General features: G+C 40.0%; 18 protein-coding genes. All 18 read right to left on the bottom strand.

The features are described 5' to 3' along the window. Positions 1 to 285: 285 nt before the first annotated feature. The gene (gene ileS / locus D8863_RS04965) at positions 286 to 3,078 is read right to left on the bottom strand and encodes an isoleucine--tRNA ligase (RefSeq protein WP_125441263.1); all 2,793 of its coding nucleotides are present in this window, start codon (positions 3,076 to 3,078) and stop codon (positions 286 to 288) included. A 251-nt stretch (positions 3,079 to 3,329) separates the two neighbouring features. After that, the gene (locus D8863_RS04960; RefSeq protein ID WP_001123190.1) at positions 3,330 to 4,124 is read right to left on the bottom strand and encodes a DivIVA domain-containing protein; all 795 of its coding nucleotides are present in this window, start codon (positions 4,122 to 4,124) and stop codon (positions 3,330 to 3,332) included. Positions 4,125 to 4,140: 16 nt separating this feature from the next. Further along, positions 4,141 to 4,395 carry a DivIVA domain-containing protein gene (locus D8863_RS04955; RefSeq protein WP_000028988.1) on the bottom strand — a complete coding sequence of 85 codons (255 nt, stop codon included), beginning with the start codon at positions 4,393 to 4,395 and terminating at the stop codon, positions 4,141 to 4,143. Between the two features lie 8 nt (positions 4,396 to 4,403). Beyond that, complete coding sequence (locus D8863_RS04950; protein ID WP_125441262.1) at positions 4,404 to 5,195, bottom strand: YlmH family RNA-binding protein; 792 nt, start codon at positions 5,193 to 5,195, stop codon at positions 4,404 to 4,406. Continuing rightward, the gene (locus tag D8863_RS04945; RefSeq protein WP_000576501.1) at positions 5,192 to 5,452 is read right to left on the bottom strand and encodes a YggT family protein; all 261 of its coding nucleotides are present in this window, start codon (positions 5,450 to 5,452) and stop codon (positions 5,192 to 5,194) included. The genes D8863_RS04950 and D8863_RS04945 overlap by 4 nt, the downstream gene beginning before the upstream one ends. Next, entirely contained in the window at positions 5,452 to 5,982 is a 531-nt protein-coding gene (locus D8863_RS04940; protein WP_000053367.1) for a cell division protein SepF, read from the bottom strand. The genes D8863_RS04945 and D8863_RS04940 overlap by 1 nt, the downstream gene beginning before the upstream one ends. A 9-nt stretch (positions 5,983 to 5,991) precedes the next feature. Further along, positions 5,992 to 6,663, bottom strand: a complete 672-nt coding sequence (locus tag D8863_RS04935; protein ID WP_001049616.1) for a YggS family pyridoxal phosphate-dependent enzyme — start codon at positions 6,661 to 6,663, stop codon at positions 5,992 to 5,994. Positions 6,664 to 6,666: 3 nt separating this feature from the next. Beyond that, positions 6,667 to 7,923 carry a cell division protein FtsZ gene (ftsZ, locus tag D8863_RS04930; RefSeq protein ID WP_000144261.1) on the bottom strand — a complete coding sequence of 419 codons (1,257 nt, stop codon included), beginning with the start codon at positions 7,921 to 7,923 and terminating at the stop codon, positions 6,667 to 6,669. A gap of 16 nt (positions 7,924 to 7,939) precedes the next feature. After that, a complete protein-coding gene (ftsA, locus tag D8863_RS04925) occupies positions 7,940 to 9,310 on the bottom strand; it encodes a cell division protein FtsA (protein ID WP_125441261.1) in 1,371 nt (456 codons plus the stop codon). A 236-nt stretch (positions 9,311 to 9,546) separates the two neighbouring features. After that, on the bottom strand, positions 9,547 to 10,251 hold the full coding sequence (locus D8863_RS04920) for a YwaF family protein (RefSeq protein ID WP_125441260.1): 705 nt from the start codon (positions 10,249 to 10,251) through the stop codon (positions 9,547 to 9,549). 195 nt (positions 10,252 to 10,446) lie between these two features. Continuing rightward, complete coding sequence (locus D8863_RS04915) at positions 10,447 to 11,058, bottom strand: NUDIX hydrolase (RefSeq protein ID WP_125441259.1); 612 nt, start codon at positions 11,056 to 11,058, stop codon at positions 10,447 to 10,449. Then, positions 11,045 to 12,418: a UDP-N-acetylmuramoyl-tripeptide--D-alanyl-D-alanine ligase gene (locus tag D8863_RS04910; protein WP_125441258.1), complete on the bottom strand. Its 1,374-nt coding sequence runs from the start codon at positions 12,416 to 12,418 to the stop codon at positions 11,045 to 11,047. Before D8863_RS04910 ends, D8863_RS04915 begins: the two co-directional genes overlap by 14 nt. 83 nt (positions 12,419 to 12,501) lie before the next feature. Further along, entirely contained in the window at positions 12,502 to 13,545 is a 1,044-nt protein-coding gene (locus tag D8863_RS04905) for a D-alanine--D-alanine ligase (RefSeq protein ID WP_125441257.1), read from the bottom strand. Positions 13,546 to 13,649: 104 nt separating this feature from the next. After that, positions 13,650 to 13,787, bottom strand: coding sequence for a hypothetical protein (locus D8863_RS11065; RefSeq protein WP_185761448.1), 138 nt, complete (start codon positions 13,785 to 13,787; stop codon positions 13,650 to 13,652). A gap of 55 nt (positions 13,788 to 13,842) precedes the next feature. Continuing rightward, the gene (locus D8863_RS04900; RefSeq protein ID WP_125441256.1) at positions 13,843 to 14,472 is read right to left on the bottom strand and encodes a hypothetical protein; all 630 of its coding nucleotides are present in this window, start codon (positions 14,470 to 14,472) and stop codon (positions 13,843 to 13,845) included. 181 nt (positions 14,473 to 14,653) lie between these two features. Continuing rightward, positions 14,654 to 15,142: a hypothetical protein gene (locus D8863_RS04895; RefSeq protein WP_001050128.1), complete on the bottom strand. Its 489-nt coding sequence runs from the start codon at positions 15,140 to 15,142 to the stop codon at positions 14,654 to 14,656. Then, positions 15,139 to 15,459, bottom strand: a complete 321-nt coding sequence (locus D8863_RS04890) for a polymorphic toxin type 44 domain-containing protein (RefSeq protein ID WP_185761447.1) — start codon at positions 15,457 to 15,459, stop codon at positions 15,139 to 15,141. Before D8863_RS04890 ends, D8863_RS04895 begins: the two co-directional genes overlap by 4 nt. A gap of 448 nt (positions 15,460 to 15,907) precedes the next feature. After that, on the bottom strand, positions 15,908 to 16,414 hold the full coding sequence (locus D8863_RS04885; RefSeq protein WP_125441255.1) for a hypothetical protein: 507 nt from the start codon (positions 16,412 to 16,414) through the stop codon (positions 15,908 to 15,910). Between the last annotated feature and the right edge of the window lie 24 nt (positions 16,415 to 16,438).

Here is a 16,438-nt window from a genome sequence, read left to right as displayed (position 1 = left end):
CCTCTTCAATATATTATTCAATCCTTTCTATTCTACCTGATTTCACTTGGTTATTCAAATTATTTGTCGCGATTTTTAGAAGCAACACATGCTTTTGAAAAGTACCAAAACACGACCTCCCTTTTTGAAAAAATCTCAAAAAATCAACTTAAAACTCTCCCTAAAAATGTTGAATTTCTACATCTTTATCCTAAGCATTTTCCAGCAAAAAAAGAGAGAAATGACTTCCTCTCTTTTTCCTTTTCATCTCATCTTAAACTATGAGAAGACATATTTCTAATCTGATTATTTCGCTTCAAATCCTTCTGCAACTGCATCTGCAAAGTTTTCTTCTACGATGCTTGCACAGTGGTCACAAATGACGGCATAGTAACTACGCTCAGCAGTAGTTGGATCGATACGACGGCAGCGGTCACATACTTCACCTGCAGCGCGTTCAACTGTAAAGGCAACATCCTCAAAGCTAACTGCGCCTTCTGGAGCTATACCTTCAGCGATGGTCAATTCTGACACGATCAAAACTTGAGCTACATTACTGTCCACTGCTCCAAGAAGAGTTTTCACCACTTCATTTGGATAAACTGTCAAGTGGGCTTCGAGTGATTTACCGATTACTTTTGCATTACGCGCTTCTTCCAAGGCTTTTTGAGCTTGTCCACGGAAGTCCATGAAAGCTGCCCATGTATCCAAAATTTCTTCTTGGTTAGCAAAAGTTTCCGCTTCTGGTAATTCAGACAATTGAACAAATTCTTCAGCTTCAAACTCAAGATAGGACCAGATTTCCTCTGCTGTGTGAGGAAGGATTGGTGTCAAGAGTTTGGTGATTTTGACAAGAATGTCATAGAAGACAGTTTGCATTTGACGACGTTCGAGTGATTTTGCACCTTCGATGTAGACAACGTCTTTCGCAAAATCAAGGTAGAAGGCTGACAAATCAACGTTGATAAAGTTCACCAAGGCCTTGTAGATTGTCAAGAATTCAAAGTTTGCGTAAGCATCACGAATGGTCTTAACAAGCTGGTTAAAGCGAATCGTCATGTACTTATCAACTGAACGAAGCTCATCGTAAGCTACTGCATCCTCAGCTGGGTTAAAGTCAGATGTATTAGCAATCAAGAAACGAAGAGTGTTACGGATTTTACGGTAAGATTCCGATACTTGGCTAAGGATATCCATTGAGATACGAACGTCATTGCTAGTATCTACACTTGTTACCCAAAGACGAAGAATTTCAGCGCCAAATTGTTTCTCAACATCGCTAGGCAAAATAGTATTTCCAAGAGATTTGGACATCTTTTCATCCTTACCATCAAGCGTAAAACCTTGAGACAAGATTTGTTTGTAAGGTGCTACGCCATGGTTGGCAACAGATGTAATGAGTGATGAGTTAAACCAACCACGGTATTGGTCAGAACCTTCTAAGTAAAGGTCTGCTGGGTAAGTCAATTCTGGACGGTTTACAACAACCCCATTCCATGATGAACCTGAGTCAAACCAAACGTCCATGATATCTGTTTCTTTTTTGAACTCACCATTTGGTGAACCTGGATGAGTAAATCCTTCTGGTAAGAGGTCTTTGGCATCACGTTCCCACCAGATGATAGAACCGTGTTCCTCAAAGAGTTGAGCTACATGTTCAATAGTCTCAGCTGTCATGATAGCTGTACCATCTTCTGCGTAGAAGATTGGAAGCGGAACTCCCCAAGCACGTTGACGAGAGATAACCCAGTCGCCACGGTCACGAATCATATTGTAAAGACGAACTTTACCCCATTCTGAGTGGAACTTCACTTTTTCAATTTCATCCAAGATTTCTTGGCGGAATTTAGATACAGAAGCAAACCACTGTGGAACAGCTCGCCAGATGATTGGTTTCTTGGTACGCCAGTCAAATGGGTATGAGTGAGAAATTTCTTCCTGAGCAAGGAGTAAATCACCCAGTTTTTCGATAACAGTCGGCACAACCTTGTCATAGAACTGACCCGCAAATTCAGGACCAGCATTTTCCATCATAATACCGCGTTCGTTAACTGTTACAGCAACTTCAAGGCCGTTGGCAACACCAACATTGTAGTCGTCCTCACCAAAACCAGGGGCTGTATGGACAATACCAGTACCAGAGTCAGTCGTAACGTGGTCACCAAGGATTACCAACTCATCTACAGCCGTATCCCATGGGTGGACTGTCACGATTTGGTTCAATTCTTGACCACGGTAGGTTGCCAAGACCTGAACATCCGCCCAACCAAATTTCTCAGACAAACTGTTCAACAATTCTGAAGCAACTACAAACTTACGAGATTCACCAGCTGGTTGTACCAATACATAATCAATATCTGCTCCAACTGTCAAACCACGAGAAGCTGTGATGGTAAATGGCGTAGTGGTCCATACGACGATGTAAGTATCTGTATCAAGCACACCTTTTCCGTCTTTGACGCGGTTAGCATAGTAAAGGGAAGTTGAAAGCAAGTCATGGTACTCAATTTCCGCTTCAGCAAGGGCTGACTCAGAAGACCATGACCAGTAAACTGGCTTGGCACCACGGTAGATATAGCCTTTTTTAGCCATCTCACCAAAGACACGGATCTGAGCTGCTTCATAGTCTGGAGTCAAAGTCACATAAGGATTTTCCCAGTCACCAGAAACACCCAAACGTTTAAAGTCTTCACGTTGTTTATCAACTTGAGAAAGAGCGTACTCGCGGCAAAGTTTCAAGTACTCAACCAAGTCCATTTCTTTGCGTTTAACGCCCTGTTTTGCCAAGACTTGCTCGATTGGCAGACCATGAGTATCCCAACCTGGGATATAAGGAGCATAAAATCCAGACATAGACTTAGAACGAACAATAATATCTTTAGAAATCTTGTTCATGGCATGTCCAACGTGGATATTTCCGTTTGCATACGGAGGTCCATCATGCAAGGTGAAATGAGGTTTTCCTTGGTTCAATTCTTGACGACGTTGGTAAAGTTTTGCTTCTTCCCATTCTTTTTGCCAAACTGGTTCTTTGGTTGGAAGACCAGCACGCATAGGAAAGTCTGTTTTCCCTAGATTGAGGGTTTCTTTAAGTTTCATTGTTACTCCTTTAATTTAAACTGACAAAATAAAAACCACGATTCGCAAAAAGGACGAAATTCGTGGTACCACCTTTGTTCGAAAAAAGACAGGGTCTCTTTTCCTCTTTTCCCGTAACGTGGGGGACGTCTAGTCTTACTGCTTTCAGACTAGATTCGTTGAGAGGATAATCTAACCACTAGGGATTGCAGGACTCTCACCATCTCCTGCTCGCTGAAAATATAGTTGGTTGGATCTTGTTCTCACATTCTTTATAGGATAAGAACAGATTCTTTATTTGCATCGTCCTCAGTTGTTGCAGTAGCTTCTACTTCAACTGACTCTTCATGCTGGTCACTTTCTTCTGTCTGTTGATTTTGTTGAGCTTCAAACTCAGCTAATTCTTTGTTGCCAGCCTCGATACGAGCTTGTAATTCAGCAACCTCTTCTGGTGTGAATTGACGAGTCATATCAATAGGCTCTTCCTCTGGTTGTAAAGATACAGTTTCACCAAGAACTTCACCCACCACTTCTTTAAAGGCTTCATCACTTGTCTGAAGGTAAGTAGCTGTTGGACGAAGAATATCTTCCCAATCAGATGACTCGACAATAGCCAATTGACTTTCAATCGTAGACTTGAGGCGTTGATGGAATACACGGCTCTTATTCTTCAACTCTTCTGTCTCAACAGCCACTCTCTTCGCATTATCTGTTGCCTGACGGAGAATTTCATTTGCCTTGTATTTCGCTTCTTCAAGCAAACGCTGAGCATCTTGTTCAGCTTGTTGAATAATATTGTTTGAACGTTCTTGAGCAGCTTGTTTAACACGCTCCGCTGTATCTTGAGCAATCAAAACTGACTGACTCAAGGAATCCTTCATCTCATCAAAGTAAGACAAACGTTCTTCCAAACTCTTGATGTGTGTCTCTTTATCGTGATTGCTACGAACCAAGTCTTCATAATCACGAACAACGATATCAAGAAACTCGTCTACTTCTTCTGGGTCAAAACCTCTAAATCTTGTGCCAAAGGTTTTATCTTTAATTTCTAACGATGTAATTGGCATACTTTTCCTCACTTACTTAATAAAAAATAGAATCATTAATTGCTTCTGGTTCTTGCTCGCTTGTTACTGTTCTCTTAGGAATATCATTCGTATAATAGGAAAGACGTTCTTCTAGTTTTTTGATATAGAGTTCAGTTTCATCTTTGTATCGAATCATCTCCTCTAATTCAAAGTAAATCTTATCTAGAAAGAGGTCAACTTCTTCCTGATTGTAGCCTCTGAATGTTCTTGAGAAAGCTTTATCACTTATTTCTTGTGGTGTAATCGACATATTTTTTCTCACTTGCTTAAAAGTAACCGGACTGTTAGTTTTTTCTTATCCTTTTTTGTCTGTCCATTGTCTTTAACAACTTTTAGACGACCAAACTTTCTCACACTGATCAAATCCCCAACTGCAACCTGGTAATCACTTTTTTCAACCAGATGATAGTTTACCTGGACAGATTTTTTTTCTATCAGTTGACTGGCTTGGTTTCTAGATAATTTCAAGGCACTTGATAAGAGGGCATCCAATCGAAAACTCGAAACTAAAATTTCTCGTTCTCTATAATCAATTTTAGACAAAATCCTATCGGTAAAAGGACGTTCCTCCAGCGATACAGGAAGTCTGCCAATCTTTCTTATTCCATCCTGAAAAAGAGGAATGAAATCACGATTGACAAAAATCTGTGCTCTCTTTTCATCTACCAAGATATCACCAAATAATTTCCGGTCAATCCCTAGTTGGTTGATGATTGTTCCCAATATTTTTCCATGACTCAGTTGCTCAAACTTACTCGGATAGCAAATTTCCAACAAGGCCATTTCAAAGTCTGATATCTCCGGTTCAAAGTAATCTGGATAGAGAAGAACTCGAACCGACTCTGTCGGAAGAAAATCACCACTACTTTGGCAACCCAGTCCATATGTCCCAGCTAGCACCCTCAAGATCTGTTCCTGATGGGGATTGATAAAAGGAGTAAGTACCGGCGCATAGGTATCTTCTACCCGCTTGATCCACTCTAACCCCTTATCAATAAAGGGAATATCATCTTGGGAAAAATGCTGATAAATGGCTCGATTTACTGTCATAGTAATAGGACTAGTCGTGTTAAGAGATTTCCAACAAACTGAATCAAAATCAGCGCTGCCCAAACCGTAAAATCAAGACCAGCAAATTGTAGATTGAGCTTACGAAGTGGCTCAATAACTGGGCGAGCAAGTCTGATAACTAAGCGACCTAGTTGGCTTTCATAGGCATTTGGAAACCATGAAAGAAGAGCAAATGCAACGAGAATGATGGAATAAATGCTAACCGCATTTTGGATTAAACGGATTAAGAAAATCATTATCTTGCTCTATTTCGTTTAATATCAAAACCAAACTCAGCGCTTTGTGATTCATCTGGAAGTTTGATATCTTCAATATTCACGACAACGTTGACAGGCGTCAATAGATACATCGTACTCGCAACTTTTTTCATATTCCCAGCTAAGACATGGCGGGCTCCGTCCAAGTAATCAAGGCAACGACGGGCTTGTACCTCTGTCATGTATTGGAAGTCAATCAAAATACTTTCATTGCCAGCCAACAAATCTACAATTTCAGTTGCATCTTCATATTTTCTTGGATAGCGAACGTCGATTGTCACTTTCTCATCTGAACGGTGACTTTGCATTGCCAATTCTTGCTGTCGCGCATGAAGACGAGTAATATTTGCATCTTTTGCTGATCCTGACTGAGCAGGTGCTGGTAATTCTTTAGAAGATGAGATGGCTGGGCTAACTGTTTCCTCTTGTTGAGTCTGGTAGTTAGTCGTTTCTTCTCCGTCTTCTGTAAAATAATCTATAAATTTATCGAATCTATCTTTTAAAGACATAGCTCTCTCCTATTTAAAAAATGCTGTACCGATTCGAACAAAGGTTGAGCCAAACTGAATCGCTTCTTTAAAATCACGACTCATTCCCATGCTTAGCTCTGTCATCGGCATATTAGGGATTTGTTTTTCTCTAATTTCTGCTTGCAGAGCCTGCGTATCCTTGAAAATTTCTTTCAATTCATCGCTGTCTGCCTCAAAAGGAGCCATGGTCATTAAACCAACATACTCAATCTGATCTAACTTAGCCAATTCTGGCAAAAGTTCTAGCAATTCTTCTTTTGAAAACCCATGCTTGCTTTCTTCCCCAGAAATATTGACCTGCAAGAAACACTTGATAACATGATCTGTTCTCTTTTGAATTTCCTGGGCTAACTTTAAGGAGTCTAAAGCATGAAAGTAATCCACATATGGGATTACTTCTTTCACTTTCCGTCTCTGTAGTGTTCCTATTAAATGCCAAGTAACTGGGTAATCTTTCAAGGCCTGATATTTTTCTAAAAATTTATCGACTCGATTTTCACCTATATGACGGACACCAAGCGGAAGCAAGGCTTCCGCTGTTTGTACATCTACATACTTTGTCACTGCGATTACTGAAACAGCATCTAGAGCACGGTTGGCTTCTTGACTAGCATCAGCTATTTGCTGAAAAACTAATTCAGTATTTTTTTTCAAATTCATTGATTAACGATTTTTGAAGAATGGAGGTGTATCCAATTCATCTTCATCTTGTGAAACTGGTGTTTCGAAGCGTTCTACCGGTGAAACAACTGGATCTGTTTGGCGAACAATAGACTCACGACGCAAATCCCAGTCTCCAAAAGCAGAGGCTTGGTTAGTTTCAAAACGACGTGGGCTTGATTTAGGCAATTCTGCTGTCTCTTCCAAGTCGAATTGACGGTCAAATGTGTGTGCTTGAGGAGCTTTAGTTGATGGACGTCCAACTGGTTGGTTGTTACGAGCTCCAACTACTTTTTCCACGCGCTCTTGACGAACACCTGTCGCTACAACAGTAACACGGATTTCATCCTTCATGCTTTCGTCAATTGATGTTCCAAGCCAGATGTTTACACCTTGGCCAGCTGCTTGGTTGACAATTTCTGAAGCTTCTTCTGCTTCAATCAAGGTCAAGTCAAGACCACCAGTAACGTTGACGATGACATCCTCTGCACCATCAATAGTTGTTTCAAGAAGTGGAGAGTAAATTGCTTTACGAGCCGCTTCAACAACGCGTTCTTCACCACTACCGATACCGATACCCATAAGGGCATTCCCTTTGTTGGCCATTACAGTTTTCACGTCAGCAAAGTCAAGGTTAATCAATCCTGGGTTCGTGATCAAGTCAGTGATCCCTTGAACACCTTGGCGAAGAACGTTATCTGCTTCGCTAAGAGCTTCAAGAAGTGGCGTTTTCTTATCAACAATTTCAAGCAAGTTGTTATTAGAGATAATCAACAAAGTATCAACATGCTCGCGAAGTTCGTTGATTCCTTCTACAGCGTACTGACCACGTTTGCTTCCTTCAAATCCGAAAGGACGTGTCACAACACCAACTGTAAGTGCACCAAGATCTTTAGCGATACGTGCAATAACAGGGGCTGCACCTGTACCAGATCCACCACCCATACCTGCAGTGATAAAGACCATGTCCGCTCCAGTGATAGCTTCCGTCAAAGCTTCTTCACTTTCTTCTGCAGCTTTACGTCCAACTTCAGGACGTCCTCCAGCACCCAAACCACGAGTCAATTTTGGACCAAGTTGGATAACTGTTTCTGCTTTCGTACTGCTAAGGGCTTGTACATCAGTGTTGGCTGCGATAAATTCTACACCAGCAACACCTTCGTCAACCATGCGGTTGATGGCGTTACCACCACCACCACCGACACCAATTACCTTAATAACTGCGCCTTGAGCTGCTGCTGTATCAAATGAAAATGTCATAATTTCTTATCCTCTTTTATTCATCAAACATACTTCCGATCAAACCACGGAAACGTTCTGTTAGCTTCGGTTTACTTTGAGAACTTGCTTGGAATTCTTCCTTGGGAGCAACTGGAGCTTCCTGCACAGTTTCAGCTGGAGCTGTTTGTGCTGGACTTGGTTGCGCTACTGGATTCAAACGTTGATTTGGAATGCCAAAGTTGATTGGTTTTTGACGAAGGAATTCATCTCCTTTAACTGCTTTTTGAGCAAGAAGATTGACTTCAGTCAATTTACCAGCAAACTCAGACAAGCTAATCACGTGCGCAAATGCAGGGTTGCGAATTCCAACTTGATTTGGTACATAAAGTTTTACTCGAACACCAAATACTTCTTGGGCTAATTCAACAATTCCTGGCAAAATTGCATTTCCACCGATAAGGACGATACCTCCTGGCAAATCTAACAAGTGTCTTCTTTCCAACTCTTGTTTGATTTGGTCAAAGATATGTTTGATGCGTGCTGAGATAATTTCTGCCAAATAGCTTTCTGTTACTTCAACAGGTTCTACTTCACCAATTACTTCAACTTGGAAAGTTTCGTTACTTGCAAGTGGAACGTAAGCTTCACCATAGTTCAGTTTCAAACTTTCTGCAATTTTTTGAGATGTTTTCAAGACTTTAGAGACGTCTTTAGTAACGTAATCTCCACCTTCTTGGTAGATGTTAGTGAACTGCAATTCTTGGTTACGGATAGTCGCAACAGTAGTCTGACCTCCACCCATGTCAATGACAGTCGCACCAAATTCGCGTTCACCTTCATTGAGAACGGAGTTCACGATTGCCAAAGGTGAAATAATCACGTTATCAACATGAATGCCTACACGCTCAACTGTCTTGCGAAGATTGTGTAGAATTGTACGAGGACCTGTGTAAAGCAGACCACGCATTTCCAAGCGGACACCCATCATACCACGAGGGTCACGAATTCCTTGGAAACCATCCACGATGAATTCTTCTGGAATAAAGGTAATCACTTCACGATCAGGAGTCATGCTCTTTGTCAAAGCTGATTTGACAACATTTTCAACATCTTGATCTGTGATTTCTTTGGTATCTGAAGTTACAGGAATCATTCCTTGTGTTGGTTCAACCTGCAAGAGGTTTGCTGGAAGGCCAACGTTAACAGACTTAATAGAAATACCCGCTTTCTCTTCTGCCTGTGTGATTGCAGATTTGATTGCTGAAGCAGCTGCTTCAATATCAACAATAATTCCGTCTTTTACACCTTTACTTTTGGCATTACTAACACCAATTACATTTACTTCGCCATCTCTATGCTCAGCTACTAGCACTTTAATCGAGCTAGTTCCGATATCTAAGCCTGTAAAAAAACCATCTCTAGTCATTACATCGCATCCTCTCTGTCTTCCAAGTTTCTCACTTCTATTTAATAACTATGTTTGGGCATAGCTATTCAAAGAATATTATAACACAAAAAATCCAATCGTGCTTAGTTTTTGATAAAATTCCTGCATGTTTTTTGAGAAAATTCTAGAAAAATTCTTCTTCTAAGAGATTTCTTGAAGTTAACGTTCACAATTTCCTTTTTGTTTCTTAAAAATCCAAAAAAGAGAAGATCATTTTAGATCTTCTCTTGAATAAATTCTTCCGATTTTTGTTGTAAAAAATTTTCTACTAATTTCCCTGTTAAGCGAATTGCTATCACTATAACAGTCGAAACAATGAGATAATTTAAGGGCTGGCCGAAACTTCCAACAAGTGGTGGTTTACTCAAAAATCCATAGTCCCCACCTACAACTAAGTTGACAACCCATATCAAACCATTTAAGGCGAAGGTAATCACCACCACATTCTTCAAATCGAGAAGGGAAGGTTGATAGTTTCTAAACAAGTATAGGAGCGCATTTCCTAAAAGGGCAACATGTCCGATAATGAAGGACAAAATGGTCACGTGTGGAAATGGGTAGGGATCAAAGAGTGGGTAAGCCAGTGCTGCTGTTGCTCCAAAAGTTCCTAAAAGGGCAAAGTACTGTTTGTACTTGGATGTCCCTGGAATTAAGAGCATCACAAACATGGCGATACGGCAATGATAGAAGGGCAAACTTTCTGACAGAGGCATGAGATTTCCCCAATACCAGCTATACAGAACAATCAGTTGAACAGACTGAAGGATCTGAATAAAACGCTGGTAAGCCACTTTATCGCGAAAACGATAAGAAGCATAGAAAGTAAGAGCCAGTAAACATAACAAACCAATGTACCAGTGGAGTTCAAACTGGGGTGGTTCTGATATCTGTGTGGTAAATAATTTATCCCACAAATTCATATTCTATTCCTCGTTCATCTAGCTAGAAGCAGTAAAAAATTCACTTTCCCCAGCTTTTAAATTTTTTGAAAAACTTGATCCCATGCCATGCATAGAATACTTGCGTCTTAAATTCGCAACCTATTATATCATTTGTATTGCAGAAATGCACCTTGCAGATACCCTTTTTTGATTTGTCAACTTCTCTAGCATAAACTAATCAACATATTGGTCTCTTTGTCCTTTATAAACTTGCCAAAGAATCTCCATTTGCTCCTTGGTGATGCGTTTTTCAGATAAGACTGGCAATTGGTCAATGGCAAAAAATTGAAGCTCAGCAATCTCTTGATTCTCTTGAAATTGTCCGTCAAGAAGTTGGCATTCCAAGACAAACTTTGCATATTGTTTGCTCTGTAGTTGGAAACGATTAGTGTCAAAAACTGCAAGTAACCTTTCAGCTTTTGCTTTAAAACCAGTTTCTTCTTCAATTTCTTTAAGAATATTTTCGGTTGGAGAATATCCAACTTCACCAAAACCACCTGGCAAAGCCCAACTATCCTCTCCTTTTCCTCTAACTAAACATACTTTTTCATCCTCAACAATCCAAGCACGGACGTCCATCAGAGGAGTTGCATAAGCGGACGTTGGTTTCAAGACTTCTGCCACTTCTTCTGCATCGAGGTCTGATACCTGATTCAACATTTCAGATAACAGGCTTCGCAAGTCCTCGTAGCGCTCACGGTCGAAAGGATCTTTTGTAAAGGTTAATCCAGTATCCGTAATGGCTAGCATTCTTTGCAGATACTTGGTAAAATCACTTGCATTCATTTTCTAAACTTTCTACCAGCTTGGCTAGATTCATGGAGTTCGATCCTTTGAGCAAAATTTGGTCATTGGCACCGAGTCTTTCCTTAACGTGCTTGACTAGGTCTTCAAATTGGTCCTCGTCAGCTGTTTTCTTGAAGTAATAAACGTGGCCGATTGGGAACATTTGACTAGCAAGTTGGGCCAATTCGGCAATGTCTTCTCCATAGAAAATAACGGTATCCAGCACATCTGGCGATAGGCTCAAAATCATCTGGTTATGGAGCTGAACAGACTGGTCACCAAGTTCCTTCATGTCTGCTAAGACAGCGATTTTCTTGCCCCCTTCATTAGCTGGAATGACAGAGAATGTCTCCAAAATCAACTTCATAGCAGTTGGATTGGCATTGTATACGTCAGACAGAATATCCGCTCCATTGGCTGCCTTCTTCCACTCAGTACGATTGCGGGTCAATTCTAGGTTCTGGAAGGCATTATGAATCTGCTCCTCAGTCACTCCTTCTTGCAGGGCAACATAGGATGCAATCATAGCATTAGTGGCATTGTACTTACCAGTCACTGGCAAATCGAGGACTTTTCCCAAAAAATTAGCCTTAAAGGTCAGACTATCCTTGCGCTCAATCAAGTCTGTGATTTCTAACTCAGCTCCTTGCCCAAAACGGACCACTTTTTTATCTGTAGGCAAGTAGTCCTCTACAATCGGGTCAGCTGGTGCCAAAAGCAAAGAACCTGGTGCCATACCATCAGCAATTTGCATCTTCCCTTTAGCAATCTCCGAACGGTCTTTGAAAAAGGCCAAATGAGCCTCTCCAACCAAGGTCACAATGGCTGTCTTAGGATGAGCTAATTCAGACAAGAGATGGATATCTCCCAAGTGATCCTGCCCCATTTCCAAGACCAACTTTTCAGTCTCCTCAGGCATATGGAGAACCGTATAGGGAAGACCAATCTCGTTATTGTAATTGCCTTGCGTTTTGTAGGTCTTGTAGGTTGTTGACAGTAAATGCGCCAACATATCCTTGGTCGTCGTCTTGCCATTTGAACCCGTAACGGCAAAGACATCAACAGCCGTTTTCTCAAGATAGTAGGCTGCGAGGGCTTGAAAGGCAGTCAACACGTCGTCTACTAGAATGTAGGGATGATTTGCAATCTCTTTCTCAGACAAGGTTACTGCAGAACCATTTTCAAAAGCTGTTTCGATAAAGTCATGACCATCACGCGCACCTTTGAGGGGCACAAACAAATCTCCTGTCTCAATCAAACGACTGTCAAACTCAGCTTTTTCTAACTGGGCATCCGCAAAAAGACTAACATCATTTTTAGCTCCAACAGCTTGGGCAACTTCATGGATTGTTAATTTCATTTCTACTCCTTTAAAAAGGGTTGAAGTCCAAGAACTCGACTCACCTTGCAGTGATAGTTCCGGCTTCTACCCTCTCTTTCATTTTATAGCAAATGCGCTTCGCGCTTGTCAAAACTTTGCTTAGCAAGGTCAACCAAACGCTCGATTAGTTCTGGGTAGCTGATTCCCATATTGTCCCAAAGTAGTGGATACATAGACCACTGGGTAAAACCTGGCATGGTATTAAGCTCGTTCAGGAAAATCTCGCCCTTATCTGTATAGAAGAAATCACAACGAGACAGACCGAGGCCACCGATCGCACGGAAGGCAGTTTCTGCATTATGACGCATGACAGCTACTACATCATCACTAATCTTGGCTGGGATGTCCATGGTAATCTTGTTATCGATATATTTGGCATCGTAGTCATAAAAGGCAACATCCTTGACCACTTCTCCTGGCAAAGTGCTCTTAACATCGTAGTTGCCCAAGAGACCAACCTCGATTTCACGCGCATTTACCCCTTGCTCTACCAAGACACGGCTGTCATATTGAAAGGCAAGCTCCAAAGCTTGGCGGAGTTCCTCATGGTTTTCAGACTTAGAAATACCGACACTGGAACCCATGTTTGACGGCTTCGTGAAGACTGGATAAGTCAGTTTTTCTTCAACTTCAGCGATTTTAGCAGTCACATCGTCCCCTTCGACGATAGCCACATAAGGTACTTGGGCAATCCCTGCAGACTCTAAGACACGCTTAGTCGTGATTTTATCCATGGCAAGGCTGGATGACAAGATATTACAACCAACATAAGGCATTTTCAAAACTTCTAAGAATCCTTGAACTGAACCATCTTCTCCCATCGGACCATGAAGAACTGGAAAGACCACTGCACCTTCTTCATAGATGGCACTTGGCGCTATTTTCTTGTCCCAGTCAATAGTCGCATTGGTCATGAGACGGTCTTCTTGACCTGGAGTCTGGCTAAATTCCTGTGTTTTGATAAAGTCACCTGACTGGCTGATGAAGAAAGTCTTGACTGTGAAACGGTCGTAGTTGACCGCACGCATCACACTTTCAGCTGAAAGGACAGAGACTTCACGCTCTGCACTACGCCCACCGTATAAAAGAATAATTGTTTGTTTCATATTGCTTGTCCTAATTCTAATAGAATACTCGTTCTTTAGTATATCATATTTGCTTCTTTTTTGAAACTTGTATCTAAAAAAGCCCTCATTTGAGAGCTGAAATTTTACCGATCCACCACTTGAGCTTCAAAGTAAGCTGGTTTGTCGTCTACATTGGTCATGGTGATCGTGTAGGACTTGTTATTGGTTACATTAAATACTTTTTCCCCTTTGTAACTGACAACAATTCCATTCTTTACCAAATGAATATCTGTTTGATTGTTTGGAAGCTCTTCATCATCATACCTTTTTGGAGCTCTATCTATTCTGCAAAATTTCGTTCTCTTTCCTTTTTCTACGCTGACCCGACCACCTGATACACTGCAACAATACTATCATACGAAGAATCAAATAGACCAAACGAAGGATTTTCATCCTAGTAAGAACTGAGCTAAACTCTTCTCTTACTAATTCTATTTCCTGAATTAAATCCTCAATATTCTTACCTAGCTTTTTCTCTACAATAGTTGCATTTTCTGATATCAGATAATATTTAGCATCCAAAGTTGAAAAATACGCTTCAGACAGTGTTCCTTCTAAAGGAAATGAAATATCGTAATTATTATTAGGAGTTTGATTGTATTCAGCGAAGACTTGTTGACCATATTTACAAGGATACCCCGTAATTTTAATATTTTTATAATCTAAATGCATTAACCCGTCTAAGGCAGGGGTCGTCCACTCCTCTTTATAGTGATATAATTTCACTTTCTTATCTACCATTGGCCAAACCATAACATACCGACTATGCATGAATTCCTTAGTCAATGCAGAGTTACTTGCCAAACTGGTCGTACCAATCTCATATACTGACCAAATAAGAACTGTAAGCATCAAGACAGCTTGAGTTGGTTTGTTTTTATAATAGTTTTTCATTTTATTTAACATTTTTCTCTCCAACTGCGGGATTAGGTTTATCTAAATCTTTTTTTGAAATTTGGACTAGTATTCACCACTAGATCCTCTCTTGAATATTCGAAAGAAACAAGCTGATTGTTACTTTCAAAGCAAATAAGTCTCCTTTACTAAACAATTGCAACGGCAGAGGTCTAGTTTACGGTTCTTAAATCTACCTATCCACCACTTGAGCTTCAAAGTGCGCCGGTTTGTCGTCTACATTGGTGATGGTGATCGTGTAGGACTTGTTATTGGTTACATTAAATACTTTTTCCCCTTTGTAACTGACAACAATTCCATCCCGTACTAAATTAATGTCTTTTTGATTGTTTGGAAGCTCTTCATCATCATTTTCTGAATGATTTCTTCTAAAAAGTTTTTGTTCTTCAACACCATAAAAAATATCGCTATCCATCTCAAACCAAACTTTTTTACCTGATAATTTAAGCTTATTAGTGTCATTTTTTTTCAAGATTAATTCTGAGTAGTATTCTACATCATGTGTCCGAGGATTTACTGTAAAGTTAGCCGACTCTCCTGGTTGCAGAGTATACTTACCAAGATTTTGTGCCCATAGATTAAAGAAAAAAATAGCCGCCAAAACTACAACAAGTGTTAAACTACAACCTAAATTCCAATTTGATTTTCTCTTCAAGTTCATTTGTAACTCTCCTTATAGTCATTAATTCCGTCTTGAATCATCTTAGCATCTCCTGGATTATCTCCATAATTTCCATTAATAATGTTCTCTAAATATTTCAAAGGATTCTTATCTGACCATCCCTGAGCCACTCCTGCCCCAACTTTCAAATATGCATCACTCGATTCTAAGTAACCTTTACCAACATAGCCAAAGAGATAATTTCCCAAATAATCAGACTTCATCCCTTGTTTCCACTGGCGTCCCCAGATTGAGAACGGATAATCTTCTCTGTATTTTCGGTTTTTTAAGTCTAGCGGTTTATTAGAATTAACCAAATCTATAAATGTTCCATTGTCTCCAATCTCATTTCCTATAGCAATCGAATTATCGACTCTTCCATTATCACCAGTGCTTTTCCATTTTCCAACTTATCTAAGATTTCTGGTATTCTTTATGCAAATCCTTAGCTTTCTTAGAAGGATCATAGTTTGCACTCTCAACCTTCACATCCTTCATCTTCTGCCCCCAGCTCATGTCCACACCGTCCGCATAGTAGTTGCCATCACTATTGACGAGGTATGGGGAATTTACACAAATAGATTCCTAGTAATCACTAAAAAAGGAAACTCTGAAAATGAATAGTCCTCACGAAGTATAGAACTAAAAGAAAAAAGGAGAGTGTAAAATTGGTAACTTAAGTTTTACAAAGAAAAGAAGACAAGAATAAAGCTATCAAAGTGAAAAAATAATCATTTTTTCTTCATTTTACTTTTCTAGTTTCCTCTATTCACCTGTCACCTGCGCTTCAAATCTAATGTCTCTGTCTGAAATATTCGTTATTTTTATTTGTTTTGCGTTTGGAATCTCAAATTCCCAAGATTCTTTAGATTGAAGAACTACACCTTTTTCTGATAAATATATACTATTATTTGTATCGTTTTCTTTTATTTTTGTTGGGATATTACTTGACGATGAGTAGATTTCGCTAATTTCTTGCTTCAAAACATCATAGTTAGTCCCTAAAAGGTTTCCTTCTCCCTTCTGCCACCATGAGGTTTTCCCAGATAATTCTAATTTCCCACCAGAAATCTTAGATAGATATAATTTTGGAGTAAATTCCTTTTGTTTTGAGGTCGGAACTTTTAAAACTATGGAATTCCCTGGTTTCAAGGTATAACTCGCATTTTTGAAATACAAATAAATATAATAGGAAAACACAATCGCTACAATAGCAACTATTCCAGAACATCCTAGATTCCATTTATTAAATTGTTTTCTTTTATTTTTCACGCGTACTTCTCCCCATTCTTCGTC

Origin of the sequence: Streptococcus oralis, from assembly GCF_003943825.1 — a bacterium.
Taxonomy (GTDB): Bacteria; Bacillota; Bacilli; order Lactobacillales; family Streptococcaceae; genus Streptococcus; species Streptococcus oralis_CD.
Note: the sequence above shows the minus strand (reverse complement) of the source record. Positions and strands in the feature narration are given on the sequence as shown.